We start from the raw sequence: 20,076 nt of genomic DNA on the forward strand, positions 1-20,076 counted from the left end.
TGACCATTACAGGCCCCGGCACTTGTGTCGGGGCCTGTTCTATTTTGGGCAATACCAATGTGGGAGCGAGCCTGCTCGCGAATGCGAAGTCTCAGCCGACAAGTTCGTCAGTAGACAGACCGTATTCGCGAGCAGGCTCGCTCCCACAGGGTGAATTTCGTTCGGCTTAGTTACCGCGTTTGCTGTTGATCTGCCGCAGGCGATTGCCTTCGAAGCGCAGGTATTGATACATGCCGTTGTTCGGGCCGTAGGTCCATTCCTCGACCTGAAACTCTTCGCGACGATTGGCGCTGCGCTTGTAGCCGAGCACATCGCGACTGACCGGCTCGCCGCATTTTTGCAGCACCTCGCTGGCGCGGTCGCCGAGGCTGATCAACTGGCTGCCGCAGCGCAATGTATCCGAAGCCGACGCGTGGCCGGCGGCGCAGGTCAGCGCGAGCACAGCCAGCCAGTTACGCACGGTCATTCGGCATCCAGGTGCATTTGCGTCACCACGCGGCCATCGCTTTCGGCCTCGCCGAGGTTGGCGTCGATGAAGTACACGCGGTCATCTTCGAGCTTGCCCTTGTCGACCAGGTAATCCTTGATGGTGCTGGCGCGATCCTGGCCCAACTGTCGCAACAGCACCTCGCTGCCGCTCCAGAACGCGATCACGCCCTGGCGCATTTTCGCCGTGCGTTCTTCCTTGCCGAGGTCTTTCCATTCTGCCGGTGGCTGGGTTTTCAAGCGGGTGCGGTAAATCCCTTCGAGCAACGCGCCTTTCTCGCTTTCGGGCACTTGCAGCAGCGAGGCCTGGGCCGGAACTTTGTCGCCACGGCGCTGAAGCATCTTGTAGTAGTTGTATTGGTATTCACGTTCCAGACGTTGCTCGGCGAGCAGCGGCCCATCGCTGCTCTTCGCAGCAGTGCCTTCGATTTCCAGGCGCAGCGCCGGACGTTCCTTGAGCGCTTGCGACAGTTTCACCAGCGCCGCTTCGGCGTCTTTGCTCAGATCGCTGGAGCCCGGCGCGAAGGACACCGTGCCGAGGTCTTCGGAGCCGCCGCCACTGACCAGTCCGCCGATCATCTTGAACGGCGCGGCGGCCGCTTTGACGATCAAATTGCGCAGGGTCTGCCAGACGATCGGCATGACGCTGAACTGTGGATTATTCAGGTCGCCGGTCACCGGCAATTCGATGGAGATCTTGCCGTCGACGTCCTTGAGCAGGGCGATCGCCAGTTTCAGCGGCAGACTCACTGCATCAGGGCTGTCGACCTTCTCGCCCAGTTGCAGTTGCTCGACGACGACTTTGTTCTCGGCTTTCAGTTGGCCTTTGGTGATCAGGTAGTGCAGATCAAGGTTGAGCCGGCCCTTGCGGATGCGGTAGCCGGCGAATTTGCCGGAGTAGGGCGTCAGGGTCGTCAGTTCGACGCGCTTGAAACTGGTGGCGATGTCGAGACTGGCCATCGGGTCGAACGGATTGACCGCACCCTTGATGGTCACCGGCGCATAGCGGTCGACCTTGCCTTTGATGTCGACGCTGGCCGGTTTTGCCTGACGGCTGTCGATGGTGCCGATCTGACCGTTGAGCTGCTGCACGGCGGTGGCGAAATTCGGCGTCAGGCTGAAGTCGGCGAAGTTGGCCGAGCCGTCGTTGATCGCAATCGCACCGATGTGAATGCCCAGTGGTTTGTCCTTGCTGGCCGGTTTGGCTCCGGCAGGTTTGGTGCCGCTGTCGGCCGGTTGCGGGATCAGCAGGTCGTCGACGTTGGTGGTGCGATCGTCGTTGATCATGAAGCGCACATACGGCTGCAACAGGTTGACCTTGTCGATCGACAGGCTGTCGCCGTGCTGATAGTTGATACCGTCGACCACGACTTGCTGCCATTTGAGGAAGTCGCGGGTCTTCAGCGTATCGAGGGTGTGCAGTTGATCGATCTGCGCGCGGCCGGTAACACTGAGGGCCAGTGGCTCGGTGCTCTTCAGGTTGACCTTGAGGTCACTGCCGAGCATGCCGCTGCGCAGTTCCAGGCGAATGAACGGGTTGATGTAGGACTGCGCGACACGCAGGTCGACGTCCTCGGTTTTCACGTTTAGCTGCGCGTTGACCGGGGCCAGATTGACCGTGCCGTCGGCGCTGATCTTGCCTTGCTTGCCCAGGCCGCTGTCGAGCTTGAGCTTGAAAGGCGAGCCGTTGAGGCTGTCGAAATCCTGCAGGTCGACGTTCAACGGAGTGATGTCCAGCGCCACCGCCGGTTGCGCTGAGCGGTCGGCGAGATGGACCGTGTAGTTGCGCAGTTGCACATCCTTGACCAGCACCTGCCATGGCTTGCTCGGGGCGCTTGGCTCAGATTTCGGCGAGTCGGCGGCGGCCGGTGTATCCGTAGGTTCGGCAGCGGCTTTGGCCGCCGGTTTCGACGGTTGGCTGGCGAACAGCTTCTGCCAATCCAACTGGCCGTCGGCTTCCAGCGCCGCCCAGGTTTCCAGTTTGTTGCTGCGGATCTTGCCGACCACCACCTGCTGCTTGGCCAGGTCCAGCGAGGTTTCGCTGACGTCGAGGCGTTCGAGCCTGGCCAGCGGACGTCCGTCCGGAGCCTTGATGGCGAATGGCGCAATGCTCACCGCGACGTTGTTCAGCAGCAGTTCGGTTTGTTTCGACAGGTTGAGTTTGTACTCGGTGCTGAGGCTGACCACGCCGTTTTCCAGCACCAGCGGCACGGCGTCGCGCACGTAGGGCCAGAAGGATTTCATCTGGCCATCGGTGACTTTCAGGGTGCCTTCGGAGGTGAACGGGATCAGGCTGAAATTGCCGGTCCAGTCGATCCGCCCGCCAGCGGGGCCGATGGCGACGAGGGTCATGTCGGCGCTGTCCTCGGGCAGGGTGCTGAGGTTTTTCAGCTCGAAACTGAGGTCGTCGTAAAGAAATTCGATCGGCTCGCTGGGCCGCATATCCTCGAAATGCACCACGCCGCCGGCCAGTTTGATGTTGTCGATACGCAGCGGGAACGGCTTGGCGTCGGGATCGGCGGGTGTCGGCTCGCTCGGCGGCAGGTTGAACAGGCCGAGCAGGTTGAGCTTGCCGTCCTTGGCGAAGAGGATTTCGCTTTTGGGTTTGTCCAGTTCGATGTCGGACAGATGCAGCGCTTTCGTCCACAGGCTGTCGATTTGCAGGTTGGCATAGAGGCGATCGAAGCCGACCTGCTCCTTGCCCGGTTCGCCGATGACTAGGCCCCACAGGGTGACCTCAAGGCTGAAGGGGTTCAGTTCGATGCGCTGCAGATGCGCCGGCACCGTGGCGTAGTTGGCCAGTTGCTGGTTGGCCACGCGCAAGGCAATGCCCGGCAGGATCAGAAACCCCAGCAGGCTGTAGAGGGCCAAGGCTGTCAGCAGTGCGCCAATCGCGCGAATCAATCCTCTGGGCATGTGCGGCTTCATCTGTCTGAATCGGAGTGCCTTGGAGTATGGCACGCGATTCTGGTTCCGAAGTGCTTGATGTGGGACAGGATTGTTCAGAAATTTCTGTAGGAACAGATCTCCCTTGTGGGAGCGAGCCTGCTCGCGAATGCGGTGGTTCAGTGAAAAACAAGTCGACTGACACTGCGCCTTCGCGAGCAGGCTCGCTCCCACAGGGGAATGTAATCGCTCATGCCGGAGGGATCACAGCTGCAAGATCAGCGTCTTCAACGGGGGCTGCTGGTCCCGCGAGGGGAAGTCGGCACCCGGGGGCATCACGCTCCATTCGCGCACCGGGCGGCCGGCCTTTTCGGCGCAGCGCAACACTTGTTCGCGCCAGTCGTCCATGCTGACTTTCGCCAGGTTGTTGCAGCAGATCAGCACGCCGTTGTCAGCGGTGGTCAGCAGCGCCGGTTTGAGCAGGCTCTGATAATCGCGCAGCAAATCGACGGTGCCGAATGCGCTTTTGGCCCACGCCGGCGGATCGAGCAGGACCAGATCGTATTGGCGCTGTTCGAGGCGCTGATAGCTCGGCAGCTTCTGCCCGCGCCGCTGGCTGATCGGCAGGCCGGCGAGCTGGCGGATTGCCGGGAAGTAATCGGACTGAATGAATTGCATCTCCGGCAGTTGCGGGTTGAGCAAACCATTCTCGCGACCGACCGCCAGATTGCCCTCGGCAAAATCGAGGTTGCACACCTCGCGCGCACCGCCTGCCGCAGCACTGAGACCAACGCCACAGGTGTAGGCGAACAGGTTGAGCACACTTTTGCCTTGCGCGTGATCCTTGACCCAGCCACGGGTGTTGCGCAGGTCGAGGAACAGCAGCGGATCCTGCCCGGCATGACGCCCGCGCACGCGGTAGTTCAGGCCCCATTCATGCCCGACCAGATCCGCCAGTGCGGCGTCATCGGCTTTATAGACTCTGTCCTCGCGATCGATCCGCGAGTTGCCACGGGAGCGGTCGTTGTAGACCAGCAGGCTGTCGAAGCGCAGGGTCTGGTTGACCATGGCGTGCAGTTGCAGCAGATCGTCACGTTCGAGCGTCTGGTGAAAACTCTGCACCAGCAGTTGCGGGCCGTAGCGGTCGATGGTCAGGCCGCCGGCACCTTCCTGGCTGCCATGGAACAGCCGATAGCAATCGGTGCCCTGGCCGTGCAGCGCAGCGAGCAGGTCCTGGCGTTGATCGAGGGCGGCGCGCAGCGCCTGATTCAAGGAAGACATGCGGGCGCCTTGCTGAAAAAACGCGAAGCTTAGCAGTCGGGGCGCTACAAGCGGCAAGTTTCTAGCTGCAAGCTAAAAGCGAAAAGCTGCGCGGACCGCTTTAGCTTGCAGCTTGTAGCTAGAAACTTGCAGCTCTCAAGTATTGAGCCGCTTGTCGACGAGGTCCTGCACCACACTCGGATCAGCCAGGGTCGAAGTATCGCCGAGGCTGTCGAGCTCATTGCAGGCAATCTTGCGCAAAATCCGCCGCATGATCTTGCCCGAACGGGTCTTGGGCAATGCTGGCGCCCACTGGATCAGGTCCGGTTTGGCGAAGCTGCCGATCTCCTTGCTGACATGCGCCAGCAGGTCTTTCTTCAGCTCTTCGTTGGCCTCGGTGCCGTTCATTGGCGTCACGAATGCGTAGATGCCCTGGCCTTTGACGTCGTGGGGATAACCGACCACGGCGGCTTCGGCGATGCTGTCGTGAAGCACCAGGGCGCTCTCCACTTCGGCGGTGCCGATGCGGTGGCCGGAGACGTTGATCACATCGTCGATGCGTCCGGTAATCCAGTAATCGCCGTCCTCGTCACGGCGGGCGCCGTCGCCGGTGAAGTAATAGCCGGGGTAGGGCTTGAAGTAGGTGTCGATCATCCGCTGCGGATCACCGTAGACGCTGCGAATCTGCGCCGGCCAGCTCGACTTGATCGCCAGCACGCCACTGCCGGCGCCTTTGATTTCCTTGCCGACTTCGTCAAGCAACACCGGTTGCACGCCAAACATCGGTTGCGTCGCGCAGCCCGGTTTGATCCGTTGCGCGCTGACCAGCGGGCTGAGCATGATGCCGCCGGTTTCGGTCTGCCACCAGGTGTCGACGATCGGGCAGCGCTGTTCACCGACAGCATTGAAATACCATTCCCACGCTTCCGGGTTGATCGGCTCACCGACGCTGCCGAGCAATCTGAGGCTGGCGCGCGACGTTTCCTTCAATGGTCCGGTGCCTTCGCGCATCAGCGCGCGCAGGGCGGTGGGTGCTGTGTAGAAAATGTTCACCTTGTGCTTGTCGATGACCTGCCAGAAGCGCGAACTGCTCGGGTAGCTCGGCACGCCTTCGAACATCAGTGTGGTCGCACCGTTGGCCAGCGGCCCGTAGACGATGTAACTGTGGCCGGTGACCCAGCCGACGTCGGCGGTGCACCAGAACACTTCGCCGTCGCGGTAGTCGAGCACATATTTGAAGGTCATCGCCGCTTGCAGCAGATAGCCGCCGGTAGTGTGCAGCACGCCTTTGGGTTTGCCGGTGCTGCCGGAGGTGTAGAGGATGAACAGCGGATCTTCGGCGTCCATCGGTTCCGGCGGGCAGTCGTCGCTGACCTCGCGCACCGCGTGGTGATACCACAGGTCGCGGCCTTCGACCCAATCGACCTCGCCCTGAGTGCGCTCGACCACCACCACGGTGCTGACGTTCGGGCAACTTTGCAGGGCTTTGTCGACGTTGTTTTTCAGCGGCACGAAGCGGCCGCCGCGCACGCCCTCATCGGCGGTGATCACGGTGCGGCAATCGGCGTCGAGGATTCGATCACGCAAGGAATCCGGGGAAAATCCGCCAAACACTACCGAATGGATCGCACCGATTCGCGCGCAGGCGAGCATGGCGTAGGCGGCTTCGGGGATCATCGGCATGTAGATGCACACCCGATCGCCTTTCTTCACGCCACGGCTTTTCAGCACGTTGGCCAGACGGCAGACGTGGTGATGGAGTTTGTTGTAAGTGATCTGCGCCGATTCGGCGGGATCGTCGCCTTCCCAGAGCAGGGCGGTCTGTTCGCCGCGTTGCTTGAGGTGACGGTCGATGCAGTTGTAACTGACGTTGAGCTTGCCGCCGGCAAACCAGGCCGCTTCACCGGTTTTCAGGTCATAGCGCTGAACGGTCTGCCACGGCGTGCTCCAATCGAGGAAACGCGTGGCCTGCTCGGCCCAGAAGGCGCTGGGGTGTTCAATCGATTCGCGGTACAGGCGCCGATACTCGTCCTGGCTCAACTGAGCGGCCTGGCGCACGGCATCGGCTTTGGGGAACGTGCTGATATCGAACATGACGGTTCCTTATTCTTGTGGTGCGACACGAATAAAGATGCGCCGAGCGCTGCACAGGTTCAAGTCATGCGCCAAAACAACTGTGGGAGCGAGCCTGTTTGCGAAGGCGCAGTGTCAGTCAACGAAGGTGTTGAATGAAGAACCGCTTTCGCGAGCAGGCTCGCTCCCACAGGGGAACAGCGTTGTGCCCGAAGGCTTTTATCAGCCGCGATGACGCCCGCGGAAGTAGTTGATCAGGCCCTGAGTCGAGGCATCGTCAGCCACGGTCTCGTCGCTGCCGACCAGACGGTTGTAGACGCCTTTGCCCAATTCCTTGCCCAGTTCCACACCCCACTGGTCGAAGGCGTTGATGCCCCAGACCACGCTTTGCACGAACACTTTGTGCTCATACATCGCAACCAGCGCGCCGAGGCGACGCGGGCTGATGCGTTCGACCACCAGGGTGTTGCTCGGACGATTGCCCGGGATCACCTTGTGCGGCGCAAGTTTGCGCACGTCGTCTTCGCCCATGCCTTTGTCGCGCAGTTCGGCTTCAGCTTCCGGCAGGGTCTTGCCGAGCATCAGCGCCTGGCTCTGCGACAGGCAGTTGGCGTACAGCCACTGGTGGTGGTCGGAAACCGGGTTGAAGCTGACGATCGGCACGATGAAGTCGGCCGGGATCAGTTGGGTGCCCTGGTGCAGCAACTGGTGATAAGCGTGCTGACCGTTGCAGCCGACGCCGCCCCAGATCACCGGGCCGGTATCGGTCGACACCGAGGTGCCGTCCTGACGCACGCTCTTGCCATTGGACTCCATGTCCAGCTGTTGCAAGTGCTTGGTGATGTTGCGCAGGTAGTGGTCGTACGGCAGGATCGCGTGGCTCTGCGCACCCCAGAAGTTGCCATACCAGACGCCGAGCAGGGCCAGCAGCACCGGCATGTTCTGTTCGAACGGCGCGGTCTGGAAATGCTGGTCCATGGTGTAGGCACCGGACAGCAGTTCCTTGAAGTTGGACATGCCGATGGCCAGCGCAATCGGCAAACCGATCGCCGACCACAGCGAGTAGCGCCCGCCGACCCAGTCCCACATCGGGAAGATGTTTTCTTCGCGAATCCCGAAAGCCACAGCGGCGGCGTTGTTGCTCGACACAGCGATGAAGTGGCGATACAGCTCGGCTTCCGAGCCGCCCTGCGCCAGGTACCAGGCGCGTGCGGCCTGCGCGTTTTTCAACGTTTCGAGAGTGTTGAACGACTTCGACGAAACGATGAACAGCGTGGTCTCGGCGCGCAGTTTCTGCGTCAGCTCGTGGAATTCGCTGCCGTCGATGTTTGCCAGATAGTGGCAACGTACGCCTTTCTGCGCGTAGGACAGCAGTGCTTCGGAGACCAGCTCAGGACCGAGGAACGAACCACCGATGCCGATGTTGACCACGTCAGTGATCGGCTTCTCGGTGTAACCGCGCCACAAGCCATCGTGGATGCGGCCGACCAGATCGGTGATCTGGTTCAGCACCTTGTGCACTTCCGGCATCACGTTGACGCCGTTGACCGACAACTTGTCGCCGACCGGGCGGCGCAGGGCGGTGTGCAGTGCCGGGCGGCCTTCGGAGGCGTTGACGATTTCGCCGTCGAACAGCGCTTTGATCGCGCCCTTCAGGTCGACTTCATTGGCCAGGCCCACGAGCAGGTTGCGGGTCTCGGCGTTGATCAAATTCTTCGAATAGTCGAGAAACAGACCGCAGCTACTGAGGGTGAACTGATTGAAACGCTGCGGATCGGCGTTGAAGGCTTCGCGCATGCTGAAATCCTGCATGGCTTGGCGGTGATCTTTCAACGCTTGCCAGGCGGGCAGAGCGGTAACGTCGTGAGGAGTGCGGTAGTACGCCATCGCTGCGGTTTTCCTTTTTACTTGAACGGCCTTTTGAACACGGTACAGATCAACCACGGGTTTTTAGCGCATGGAATCAACTGCGTCGACACGAGATCTGGACACAGGGCGAATACAGTAAACCTCGCGCTGCGTTCTGTCTTGACTTTGTCTGACCAGATCCCTGTACTTTTTTAACATCCGTTGAAAAATCTGGCCGACAAACGGAGGTGCCCGGAACACTTTCGCCCAACTGTCCTGCGCCGAAAACACCTGTGGGAGCGAGCCTGCTCGCGAAGGCGTGGTGTCAGGCAACTTATAAGTCGCTCATACACCGCCTTGGCGAGCAGGCTCGCTCCCACAGGGAAATTCGTTGCTGCTTAAATCGGGCTATCGAGATTCAGGTGCAGGTTGTCGATCAGCCGCGTGGTGCCGAGGAACGCCGCTGCCAGAATCACCAGATCGCGATCCTCCGCCGTCGCCGGACGCAACGTCAGGCCATGACGGATTTCCAGATAATCCGGACGCAGCCCCGCCGCTTCCAGCACCTGGAACTGCGCAGTGATCAGCGCCGGGTAATCGCGCTCACCTTGCTTGATCGCTTCGGCAATGCTGCTCAGGACGCGATACACCACCGGTGCCACGGCGCGCTGGTCTTCGTTGAGGAAGCCGTTGCGCGACGACAGCGCCAGACCGTCGGCAGCACGCACGGTCGGCTCGCCGATGATCTGGATCGGCATGTTCAGGTCGTGCACCAGCGCGCGAATCACCGCCAGTTGCTGGTAATCCTTCTGGCCGAAAATCGCCAGGTCCGGCTGGACCATGTTGAACAGCTTGCTGACTACGGTCGCCACACCTTCGAAGTGCCCCGGACGGCTGGCACCACACAGGCCTTCGGACAATTGCGGCACGCTGACCCGGGTTTGCCCGGCCATACCGTCCGGGTACATCTCTTCAACCGTTGGCGCGAACAGCAGGTCGCAACCGGCTTCGAGGAGCTTTTCCTGATCGGCGGCGAGGGTGCGCGGGTATTTGTCGAGGTCTTCACCGGCGCCGAATTGCAGCGGGTTGACGAAAATACTCGCGACGACGAAATCCACTCGCTGGGTAGCTTTGGTGATCAGTGCGACGTGGCCGCTGTGCAGGTTGCCCATGGTCGGCACGAAGCCGATGCGCTTGCCTTCACTGCGCGCGCGGGCGACGGCGGCGCGCAGTTCGCGTACGGTTTTGACGGTGTTCATGCAGAGAATCCGTGTTCGATGCCGGGGAACGTGGTGGCTTTGACTTCGCTGACGTAAGCCTTCAGCGCGGACTGGATGCTGTCCTGACCTTGCATGAAGTTCTTGACGAATTTGGGTACGCGGCCGGTGATCGACAGGCCGAGCATGTCGTGCAATACCAGCACCTGGCCGTCGGTGGCGTTGCCGGCACCGATACCGATCACCGGAATGCTCACGGCCTGGCTGATTTCTGCCGCCAGTTCGCTCGGCACGCACTCGAGCAACAGCATGGCCGCACCGGCCTGCTCCAGCGCGATCGCATCGGCACGCATCTGCCGCGCCTGATTCTCGTTGCGGCCCTGCACTTTATAGCCACCGAGAATGTTCACTGCTTGCGGGGTCAGGCCCATGTGCGCACACACCGGCACACCGCGCTCGGCGAGCAGGCGGATCGACTCCGCCAGCCACAGCTGACCTTCGACCTTGACCATGTGCGCGCCGGCCTGCATCAGCATGGCGCTGTTGGTCATGGTCTGTTCGAGGGTGGCGTTGGCCATGAACGGCAGGTCGGCGAGGATCAGGGCATCGCCATTGCCACGCTTGACGCTGGCGACGTGATAGGCCATTTCCGCCGTGGTCACCGGCAGGGTGCTGTCATGACCCTGCAGAACCATGCCGAGGGAGTCGCCGACCAGCAGCACTTCGACGCCGGCCTCGTTGCAGGCGTGGGCGAAGGTCGCGTCATAGCAGGTCAGCATGGTGATTTTTTCACCTTTCTGCTTGAGGCTCTGGAGCGTGGTCAGGGTGATGGCTGGCATGTAAAAAATCCTCGTTCAGGCGCTCTGGAAACTGCTGCGAGTCACGCGCGTGATTCTTCATCTACTCAGGCGCACGGTCTTGTGTCGTGCTTTGAAAGGCCTGGATTGCGCCCGTTCATACCGGGTTGGCGGCAGCGGGACGCCTATAGTCGTGATGAGCCAACAGGAAGTCAATTGCGTGTGTTACCGCATTGTTACGCGGGCGGTGTTACCGGCGTTACTGATGCGATTCAGCGGCGCGGCGGGCCTGATTCGGGGGATTTTTGTCTGACAAAAACTGGAGATTGGCAGGTGACCTGTGGCGAGGGGATTTATCCCCGTTGGACTGCGAAGCAGGCCCAAATCTGACCAAGCTGTACACAACATGGGGCCGCTCCGCGACCCAACGGGGATAAATCCCCTCGCCACATAACCACATTTCACAGCAGATTTTTGTCAGGGCTGGGAGAGGCGTTCAAGGCCGACGAACGGGCAGGCGGCCAGCAGCTCTGTCAGCGTGCGGCCATCGGCGAGACGCAGATCCTGCGGTGCCAGTTCAGCGAGGGGATAAAGAACGAACGCCCGCTCTTGGATCTGGTAATGCGGGACCTTCAGCCGTGGCTCATCGATCAGGCGATCGCCGAACAGCAGAATATCCAGATCCAGCGTGCGAGGCCCCCAGCGCTCAAGACGTTCGCGGCCCTGAGCGTTTTCGATCGCTTGCAAGGCGTCGAGCAGCTCGATCGGTGCGAGCGAGCTGTCGAGGGCGGCGACGGCGTTGGTGTAACGCGGCTGGCCCGGCAGCAGCGAATCGCTTTGATAAAAGGCTGACACGCCGGCAAGACGTGTCTGCGGCAATTGGCCCAGCGCCGCGATGGCGCTGCGCAACTGGTCGGCCGGGTCAGCGAGGTTGCTGCCCAGGCCGATGTAGATGCGTTCCATGCTTACTCGCCCGTCGCGCTCGAAGCACCGGCGCGCTTGCGCTTGGAACCGCCGCTGCGGCGACGTTTGCGCGGTGCGCCGCTGGCATCGTCGCCCTTGCCGCTGAGGTCGCGGATCATGTCGCGACGCTCGCTGTCATTGGCGTCCTGATAATCGGTCCACCATTCGCCGAGGCCATCGGTCTCCTCACCGGCGCTTTCACGCAGCAGCAGGAAGTCGTAACCGGCACGGAAGCGCGGGTTGTCCAGCAACAGATCGGCGCGTTTGCCACTGCGCCGTGGCAGGCGTTCCTGCATGTCCCAGATTTCGCGGATCGGCATGGTGAAACGCTTCGGAATCGCGATGCGCTGGCATTGTTCGGCGATCAGCTCATGAGCCGCTTCCTGCATCGCCGGAATCGGCGGCATGCCACGTTCCTGCAGACGCAACACGCGCGCCGGCAGCGCCGGCCAGAGCAGGGCGGCAAAGAGGAACGCCGGAGTTACCGGTTTGTTCTGCTTGATGCGCAGGTCGGTGTTGGTCAGTGCTTCGCTGATCAGCGTGTGGGTGTATTCCGGGTTGTATTCCAGCGCCTCGGCACTGGCCGGGAACAGCGGCGCGAACAGTTGCAGATCAACCAGCATTTCAAAGGTGATCGCGCCGTGCCCGGAGAGGAACAGCTTGAGCACTTCTTCGAACAGTCGCGCCGACGGAATCTCGCGCAGCATCGGCGCCAGCTCACGGATCGGCTGCACGGTGTGCTTCTCGATGCCGAAGTTGAGCTTGGCGGCGAAACGCACGGCCCGCAGCATGCGTACCGGGTCTTCCTGGTAACGCTGCTTGGGGTCGCCGATCAGGCGGATCAGGTGATTGCGGATGTCGTGCACGCCGTTGGCGTAATCGAGAATGCGCTCGCTGACCGGGTCGTAATACAGGGCGTTGATGGTGAAGTCGCGACGTTGCGCGTCTTCTTCCAGGGTGCCGTAGACGTTGTCGCGCAGAATGCGCCCGCTCTCGTTGCGCGAAGACTGGTTGCTGTCTTCGTCGTCTTCGTTGACCGGGTGATTGGCGCGGAAGGTCGCGACTTCAATGATTTCGCGACCGAAATGGATGTGCACCAGCTTGAACCGGCGGCCGATGATCCGCGCATTGCGGAATTCGGCACGCACCTGCTCGGGGGTGGCACTGGTGGCGACGTCGAAGTCCTTGGGCGTGATGCCCAGTAGCATGTCACGCACGCAACCACCGACCAGATAAGCCTGGTAACCGGCACCTTGCAGGCGTTCGACGATATTCACCGCATAGCGGCTGAACTGCGTTTTCTGCAGCGAATGTTGGCCGCTGTTGAGCACTTCAGGGGTGCTGCGGATGTGTTGCGTACGACGCACGGGAGTTCGGAATGACTGGAACAGCTTCTTCAGCATGGGATGCACTGTTTGAAGGAATGTTCGGCCATACCAAAAGAATGACCGCATGATGGGCGCAGATTCTAGCATTTAGTCGGGGGATGGTGTAGGACGCAGCAGATATGAGCTGCAAGCCGCAAGCTGCAAGGGTCGAACGCGGGAAAGCAGGGGAGTTTCACGGAGGGGAGAAACTACAAGGGGAGCCGAAGCTCCCCAAGAAGTAGTTGCGTGCTCTTTTTATTATTGATTCGGGCTTCTTGTTTTTGTTGAGTGCCCTCGCCACGAAGTGTTTCCTTCGTGACCCTCCCAATCGGGAGCCAAGAGCAAACGGATTGCTTTGGTCGCTGAATTGCAGTGATCTGTCGATCCAACCAGTACAGGCTCTGTCTTAGGACAGTTTTTGTTGTTCTCGGCCTGGTCGTGGGGCAAGCCCCAAATACAACGCCTCTCCAAAAGAATCAGTTAGCTGCGCCTCTCGCCGTCTTGTTTTTATTGTGCGTGAGTCGATTCGTCTTATTTTTATTGTCTTGTGCATTGCTTGTTATTGTTCTTGTACCAAACATATAGCAGGGTGCGTGCCAACTTTTGCCAAGCCCAGTAAAACAAGGGGTTAGGTGGATATAGCCGTTTTGCAGGGGCGAAAAAAAGCCGGGGTTTCGTTACCGATAACCCCGGCTTCTGTTACGTGAATCGACTGCGGTAACAGTTTTTTCACATTGTCATGCGTTACCCGCGCACGCGGTGGGTAACGCTCAGCTTTCGCTGGCGACCCCGGTCTTGCGCCGTGGAATGCCCAGACGCTGGCGGCGTTCCCACAGGCATTTGCGGCTGACGCCCAGTTTGCGTGCCAGTTCGGTCTCGGTCATGTGGTCCTGATGCTCGAGGACGAAGTGCTGGAAGTAATCCTCCAGCGACAGATCCTCGGTCGGCTCATGGCTGCTGTTGCTGGCGTTACCGCCGGTTTGCGGCGGCAGACCGATGAACTCGTCGTCTTCCAGATCGCTCAGCTCGATGTCGATGCCCAGCAGGTCGGCCGAGATCTCCGGGCTTTCGCTGAGAATCACCGCGCGCTCGACAGCGTTTTCCAGCTCACGCACGTTACCCGGCCAGGAATAGTGCCGGATCGCCTGTTCGGCATCGGCGGCGAATTTCAGGTCGGTGCGATTGATCCGCGCGCTCTGGCGAGCGAGGAAGGCATTGGCGATTTCGTTGACGTCGGCGCCACGCTCGCGCAGCGGCGGCAGCTTCAGGGCAATCACGTGCAGACGGTAATAAAGGTCTTCACGGAACTGACCGATTTTCGCCAGGCTTTTCAGATCGCGGTGAGTTGCAGCGATCAGGCGCACATCGACTTTCTGCGACTGCACCGAACCTACGCGGCGAATTTCGCCCTCCTGCAGAACCCGCAGCAAGCGAGCCTGGGCTTCGAGGGGCAGTTCGCCGATCTCATCGAGAAACAAGGTGCCGCCGTCCGCCGCTTCGACCAGACCGGCGCGACCGGCACTGGCGCCGGTGAACGCGCCTTTCTCGTGGCCGAACAGTTCGGATTCGATCAGGCTTTCCGGAATCGCCGCGCAGTTCACCGAGATCATCGGCGCCTTGGCGCGTTTCGACAGATTGTGCAGGGCGCGGGCCACCAGCTCTTTACCGGTGCCGGACTCACCCTGAATCAACACGTTGGAATCGGTTGGCGCGACTTTGCGGATCTTGCTGTACAGGTCCTGCATCGGTGGGCAGGAGCCGATGATGCCAATTTCACCATTGCTGTTATCCACAGCAGCTTTGCCATTGCCAGCGGCAGGCTTGCTCGCCGTAGCTTCGCCGGCAGCCGGCGCCGACTGGCGATCGCGCAGGATCCGCGCAACCGCCTGGAGCATTTCATCGTGGTCGAACGGCTTGGCGATGTAATCGACCGCGCCCATTTTCATCGAGTCGACCGCCGAGCGCAGGCTGGCGTAACTGGTCATGATCAGCACCGGTGTGCCCTGGCCGAGCTTGATCAGCTCGGTGCCCGGGGCGCCCGGCAGGCGCAGGTCGCTGACGATCAGATCGAACGTAGGAATGGTGAAGCGTTCTTGTGCTTCCTGCACTGAACCTGCTTCGCTGACCTGGTACTGGTTGCGTTCCAGCAGGCGGCGCAAGGCGGAGCGGATAATTGTTTCGTCTTCGACGATCAAAATGTGCGGCATTGATTCGATACTCTCGACGGTCTCAGTTCACAGCGGACGTCGCTTCGACATGACGCGGTAAGGTCACCCGGATACGGGTGCCGCGTTGGCTTTGTACATCAGCCGGGCTGTCGATGGTGATTTGTCCATAATGCTCTTCAACGATGGAATAGACCAGTGCAAGGCCCAGACCGGTGCCTTCACCCGGATCCTTGGTGGTGAAGAAAGGTTCGAACAATCGGTCCATGATGCTCGACGGAATACCACTGCCTTCGTCTTCGACGATCAGATCGACCGTGTGTTCGCCGGCTTCGCTCTTGACCCGTACCGCACTGTGCGGCGGCGAGGCGTCGCGGGCGTTGGAGAGCAGATTGATCAGCACCTGGGCAAGCCGTTGCGGGTCGCCTTCGACCCAATGATCGGGATCGCACAGGTTGTAGAACTGCACTTCGAAATTGCGCCGGTTCAGCGCCAGCAGGCCAATGGCGTCCTGCGCGACTTCGGCCAGACACACTGGTTCGTCGTTGTGCTGATGGCTGCCGGCATGGGCGAAGCTCATCAGCGACTGGACGATGCGCGAGACGCGTTTGGTCTGCTCGAGAATCTGCCCGCTGATTTCCGTCAGCTCGCCGTCATCTTCACGCTCTTCGCGCAGGTTCTGCGCCAGGCAGGCGATGCCGGTGATCGGATTACCGATTTCGTGGGCCACACCCGCTGCGAGTCGACCGATGCTGGCCAGCCGTTCGGAATGCACCAGTTTATCTTCGAGCATCTGCGTTTCGGTCAGATCTTCGACGAGTAACACCAGACCACTGTTACCCGGTGCCAACGGCTCGTCGATCGCCGCTTTGTGCAGGTTCAGCCAGCGGGTCTGACCATCGAGGGCCAGATGCTGTTTGTGCAAATGCTCGTCGGGCAGGTTGATAAAGCCTTGCAGCAATTCTTTCCACGGGTTGGCGATCGTGCTCAGGCGCGAACCGACCACTCGCTGCGCGGCGATGCCGGTAAGCTCTTCCATCGCCTTGTTCCACATCAGGATCTCCTGATCCTTGGCCAGCGAGCAGACGCCCATCGGCAGTTCCTGCAAGGTCTGGCGGTGGTAGCGGCGCAGGGCATCGAGCTCGGCGGCCAGGCCGGTGAGGCGCGAGTGGTAATCCTCGAGACGGCTTTCAATGAAGTGAATGTCTTCGGTGACGTAGTTTTCGCCGCCAGCCTTATAGGGCAGGAAGGTTTCCACCATATCCTGCGCAACGCTCGGGCCCATCAGGCCGGACAGGTTGGCCTCAATGCGGTCGCGCAACCGGCGCAAGGCATACGGCCGGCGTTCATCGAAGGGCAGATACAAGTCGCGCAGCGCTTGCTCGACTTCTTTCTGCGCAGCCTTGGCGCCGAGCGGTTTGGCCAGTTGCGTGGCGAATTCCTGCGGCGAGGCGGCGTGCAGTTCGCGGCGTTGCGGGCGCCGCACGTTATCCACCGCACAGGCTTCGGCGGCGCTGGCTTCTTCCGGGCTGGCGTTGGTGAACAGTGAGATCAGGGTGAACATCAGCACGTTGGCCGCCAGCGAGGCGATGGCCGCCATGTGCCAACTGGTGTCGTCGAGCACGTAGATCATGTTCAGCAGCGGGATATAGAAGCCCTGCAGATTGCCGACCAGCGGCAGCAGCATGGTCACCACCCAGACCGTGATCCCCGCCAGCAGACCGGCAATGAAGCCGCGGCGGTTGGCGGTGGGCCAGTACAACACCGACAACACCCCGGGCAGAAATTGCAGGGTCGCCACGAACGCGACGATGCCGAGGTTGGCCAGATCCTGCTCGACGCCGAGCATCAGGTAGAAGCCGAAGCCGGCCATGATGATCGCCACGATCAGCGCCCGACGGGTCCATTTCAGCCAGCGGTAGATATTGCCTTCGGCCGGCGGTTGATAAAGCGGCAGCACCAGATGGTTCAGCGCCATGCCCGACAGGGCCAGGGTGGTGACGATGATCAGGCCACTGGCGGCGGACAGGCCACCGACATAGGCGAGCAAGGCCAGCGGTTTGCTGTTGGCGGCAATGCCGATACCAAGGGTGAAATATTCCGGATCGGTGGTGGCGCCGAGTTTCAGGCCTGCCCAGAGAATCAGCGGTACGGCAAGACTCATCAACAGCAGAAACAACGGCAGGCCCCAACTGGCGCTGACCAGCGAGCGCGGATTGAGGTTTTCCGTAAAGGTCATGTGATACATGTGCGGCATCACGATCGCCGAGGCAAAGAACACCAGCAGCAGCGTGCGCCACGGACCTTCCTGCAACGGCGTGTGCAGGGCGGCGAGGGCGGTCTGGTTTTGCAGCAGCCACAGTTCGAGCTGTTGCGGGCCGTCGAACACACCATACAGCGCGTACAGGCCAACGCCGCCGAGAGCGATCAGTTTGATGATCGATTCGAAGGCAATCGCGAACACCAGCCCTTCATGTTTCTCGCGCGTGGCGATGTGCCGGGAACCGAAGAAAATCGTGAACAGAATGATCAGCGCACAGAACGCCAGCGCCACGCGGCTTTGCACGCGTTCGCCGGTGAGAATGCCGATCGAGTCGGCCACGGCCTGAATCTGCAGGGCCAGCAACGGCAGCACGCCAATCAGCATGAAAATCGTGGTCAGCGCACCGGCCCAAGTGCTGCGAAAGCGGAAGGCAAACAGATCGGCCAGCGACGACAGTTGATACGTGCGGGTGATCTTCAGGATCGGATAAAGCAGCACCGGCGCCAGCAGGAATGCACCGGACACGCCGAGATAACTGGACAGAAAGCCGTAACCGTACTGATAGGCCAGGCCCACCGTGCCGTAGAACGCCCAGGCACTGGCGTAAACCCCCAGCGACAGGGTGTAGGTCAACGGGTGGCGAATGATCGCGCGCGGGATCATGCCCCGTTCGCTGACCCAGGCAACGCCGAACAGCGCCGCCAGGTACGCGGCGCTGATCAGGATCATCTGGGTCAGGCTAAAGCTCATCGGCATCTTTTTGGCTCTGCAGGATGAAGGTCACGACAATCAGGATCAGCCAGAGCAGATAAGGGCGATACCAGGCGCCCGTCGCGTCGATCCACCAATCCATGATGGCGGGGGAGAACAGGTAGATCCCGACGACCAGAAGCAGGACCAAGCGATAGATGTACATCCCGGCCTCTCTTTTTTATGCGCGTGCCCGAAAACGTGCGGCGATGGTAACGGATGGGCGCGCGACTGCAAGTGTCGTCATTGCAGTTGCGCTTCGGGCAGGGTCAGTGTGCGCGGGATCCCGTCGGCATCCCAATGCGCGCTGCCCCAGGCCAGCAGTTCGCCCGGCGAAGCGTGAGCCAGTTCGGTGCCGGGATTCTGCCCCAGCGCGCGCAAGGCCCGCAGCAGCAACGGCGTGGCCTGATCGGCTTCGAGCGGCGGCGAACGGTAGGACTTGCCGAGTTTGTTGCCGTCCGGCTGGGTGATCAGCGGCAGGTGCAGATAGCGCGGCTGTTTCAGGCCGAGCAGTTCTTGCAGGTACAGCTGACGCGGCGTCGAATCGAGCAGGTCAGCGCCGCGCACGATGTCGGTAATGCCTTGCCAGGCGTCATCGAGCACCACCGCGAGTTGATAGGCGTAGAGACCATCGCGCCGACGGATGACAAAGTCGCCGACATCGCGGCCCAGGTGCTGGCGATATTCGCCCTGCACGCGATCAATGAAGTGGTATTCCAGCTCCGGCACGCGCAGGCGGATCGCGGCGTCGTGCTGTTCATGCCCGGCATTGCGGCAAAACCCCGGATAAATCCCGTGATAGGGCTCCAGTTGTTTGCGCGAGCAGGTGCAGGCGTAGGCCAGGCCATGATTGAACAAGCTATCGAGCACTTCGGCATAAGCCGCGTGTCGATCGCTTTGGCGGACCATTTCGCCGTCCCATTCGAAACCGTAGCTTTCCAGCGCCTTGAGAATCGCCGCTTGCGCACCGGGCTCTTCGCGCGGCGGATCGAGATCTTCCATGCGCACCAGCCAGCTCCCACCGACGGAGCGGGCGTCGAGATAGGATGCCAACGCAGCCACCAGCGAACCGAAGTGCAGGTGGCCACTGGGGGTGGGGGCGAAGCGGCCGATGTAGGCGGGGGATTTGGCAGTCATGGAGGCGATAAAGGCTATTCAGAATTTAAGCAGGTTACCCCCTGTGGGAGCGAGCCTGCTCGCGAAAGCGCTGTGTCAGTCAATAATGAGCTGTCTGAAGGAACGCTTTCGCGAGCAGGCTCGCTCCCACAGAGGCAGAAGCAGGTTCCGCGGGCAAAACACAGAAACAAAAACGGAGCGTTCGCACGCTCCGTTTTTCGTTCAGGTCGAGATTACTTGCCGACCTGCTTTTCCTTGATTTCCGCCAGGGTCTTGCAGTCGATGCACAGATCCGCTGTCGGGCGGGCTTCGAGGCGCTTGACGCCGATCTCGATGCCGCAGGACTCGCACCAGCCGTACTCTTCGTCTTCGATCAGTTGCAGGGTCTTGTCGATTTTCTTGATCAGCTTGCGCTCGCGGTCGCGGGCGCGCAGTTCGAGGGAGAACTCTTCTTCCTGGCTGGCACGGTCGGCCGGGTCAGGGAAGTTGGCCGCTTCGTCTTTCATGTGGCCAACCGTGCGGTCGACTTCCTGCATCAAGTCCAGTTTCCACTTGTTCAGGATCTTGGTGAAGTGCGCGCGCATTGGAGCGCCCATGTACTCTTCACCCGCCTTCTGAACGTAAGGTTCGAAGCCGCTGATCGTGTCTTTCTGCTGTTGCTTTGCTTGGGTGGACATGAAATAGACCGCCTCTACTCTTGTAATCCATTGCGCAGGATTGCTCCATCACCGACACCTGCCGGCCCTGCGGCTGCAAGCGGGCGAACTTACCAGATCAAATCAGCCTGCGCTACTCCCGGATGTCGAGCCCCCGGCGGGTGGCGCTTGCAGATGTCTGACAAGCCGTGTCTGTGGGAAGGGAGACCTGTTCAATCACTGATTTTAG

The 20,076-nt window shown here is 60.9% G+C and carries 14 protein-coding genes; all 14 read right to left on the bottom strand.

Going from position 1 to position 20,076, the window contains the following annotated elements; translation table 11 throughout:
- Positions 1-166: 166 nt before the first annotated feature.
- The 14 genes from J5M66_RS11120 to dksA all read right to left on the bottom strand — a co-directional run bounded on the left by J5M66_RS11120 (position 167) and on the right by dksA (position 19,868).
- Complete coding sequence (locus J5M66_RS11120) at positions 167-466, bottom strand: DUF2845 domain-containing protein (RefSeq protein ID WP_039761633.1); 300 nt, start codon at positions 464-466, stop codon at positions 167-169.
- Positions 463-3,414, bottom strand: coding sequence for a DUF748 domain-containing protein (locus J5M66_RS11125; protein ID WP_207808192.1), 2,952 nt, complete (start codon positions 3,412-3,414; stop codon positions 463-465). The genes J5M66_RS11120 and J5M66_RS11125 overlap by 4 nt, the downstream gene beginning before the upstream one ends.
- A 222-nt stretch (positions 3,415-3,636) precedes the next feature.
- The gene (locus J5M66_RS11130) at positions 3,637-4,653 is read right to left on the bottom strand and encodes a class I SAM-dependent methyltransferase (RefSeq protein ID WP_207808191.1); all 1,017 of its coding nucleotides are present in this window, start codon (positions 4,651-4,653) and stop codon (positions 3,637-3,639) included.
- 135 nt (positions 4,654-4,788) lie between these two features.
- Positions 4,789-6,726: an acetate--CoA ligase gene (gene acs, locus J5M66_RS11135; RefSeq protein ID WP_207808190.1), complete on the bottom strand. Its 1,938-nt coding sequence runs from the start codon at positions 6,724-6,726 to the stop codon at positions 4,789-4,791.
- A gap of 201 nt (positions 6,727-6,927) precedes the next feature.
- Positions 6,928-8,592, bottom strand: coding sequence for a glucose-6-phosphate isomerase (gene pgi, locus J5M66_RS11140; RefSeq protein ID WP_016773160.1), 1,665 nt, complete (start codon positions 8,590-8,592; stop codon positions 6,928-6,930).
- 359 nt (positions 8,593-8,951) lie between these two features.
- Positions 8,952-9,812 carry a pantoate--beta-alanine ligase gene (gene panC, locus J5M66_RS11145; protein ID WP_207808189.1) on the bottom strand — a complete coding sequence of 287 codons (861 nt, stop codon included), beginning with the start codon at positions 9,810-9,812 and terminating at the stop codon, positions 8,952-8,954.
- The gene (panB, locus tag J5M66_RS11150; protein WP_071173624.1) at positions 9,809-10,609 is read right to left on the bottom strand and encodes a 3-methyl-2-oxobutanoate hydroxymethyltransferase; all 801 of its coding nucleotides are present in this window, start codon (positions 10,607-10,609) and stop codon (positions 9,809-9,811) included. The genes panC and panB overlap by 4 nt, the downstream gene beginning before the upstream one ends.
- Positions 10,610-11,044: 435 nt before the next feature.
- On the bottom strand, positions 11,045-11,530 hold the full coding sequence (gene folK, locus J5M66_RS11155) for a 2-amino-4-hydroxy-6-hydroxymethyldihydropteridine diphosphokinase (protein WP_123443325.1): 486 nt from the start codon (positions 11,528-11,530) through the stop codon (positions 11,045-11,047).
- Between the two features lie 2 nt (positions 11,531-11,532).
- Complete coding sequence (locus J5M66_RS11160; protein WP_016773164.1) at positions 11,533-12,933, bottom strand: polynucleotide adenylyltransferase PcnB; 1,401 nt, start codon at positions 12,931-12,933, stop codon at positions 11,533-11,535.
- Positions 12,934-13,667: 734 nt separating this feature from the next.
- Complete coding sequence (locus J5M66_RS11165) at positions 13,668-15,104, bottom strand: sigma-54 dependent transcriptional regulator (RefSeq protein WP_039761623.1); 1,437 nt, start codon at positions 15,102-15,104, stop codon at positions 13,668-13,670.
- Positions 15,105-15,126: 22 nt separating this feature from the next.
- Positions 15,127-18,081, bottom strand: coding sequence for a sensor histidine kinase (locus tag J5M66_RS11170; protein WP_024014332.1), 2,955 nt, complete (start codon positions 18,079-18,081; stop codon positions 15,127-15,129).
- On the bottom strand, positions 18,065-18,241 hold the full coding sequence (locus J5M66_RS11175) for a hypothetical protein (RefSeq protein ID WP_003176118.1): 177 nt from the start codon (positions 18,239-18,241) through the stop codon (positions 18,065-18,067). The genes J5M66_RS11170 and J5M66_RS11175 overlap by 17 nt, the downstream gene beginning before the upstream one ends.
- 77 nt (positions 18,242-18,318) lie before the next feature.
- Positions 18,319-19,212, bottom strand: a complete 894-nt coding sequence (gene gluQRS, locus J5M66_RS11180; RefSeq protein ID WP_207808188.1) for a tRNA glutamyl-Q(34) synthetase GluQRS — start codon at positions 19,210-19,212, stop codon at positions 18,319-18,321.
- A 212-nt stretch (positions 19,213-19,424) separates the two neighbouring features.
- Positions 19,425-19,868: an RNA polymerase-binding protein DksA gene (gene dksA / locus J5M66_RS11185; protein ID WP_073475455.1), complete on the bottom strand. Its 444-nt coding sequence runs from the start codon at positions 19,866-19,868 to the stop codon at positions 19,425-19,427.
- Positions 19,869-20,076 lie beyond the last annotated feature (208 nt).

Origin of the sequence: Pseudomonas sp. 67(2021), assembly GCF_017491835.1 — a bacterium.
Classification (GTDB): domain Bacteria; phylum Pseudomonadota; class Gammaproteobacteria; order Pseudomonadales; family Pseudomonadaceae; genus Aquipseudomonas; species Aquipseudomonas atacamensis.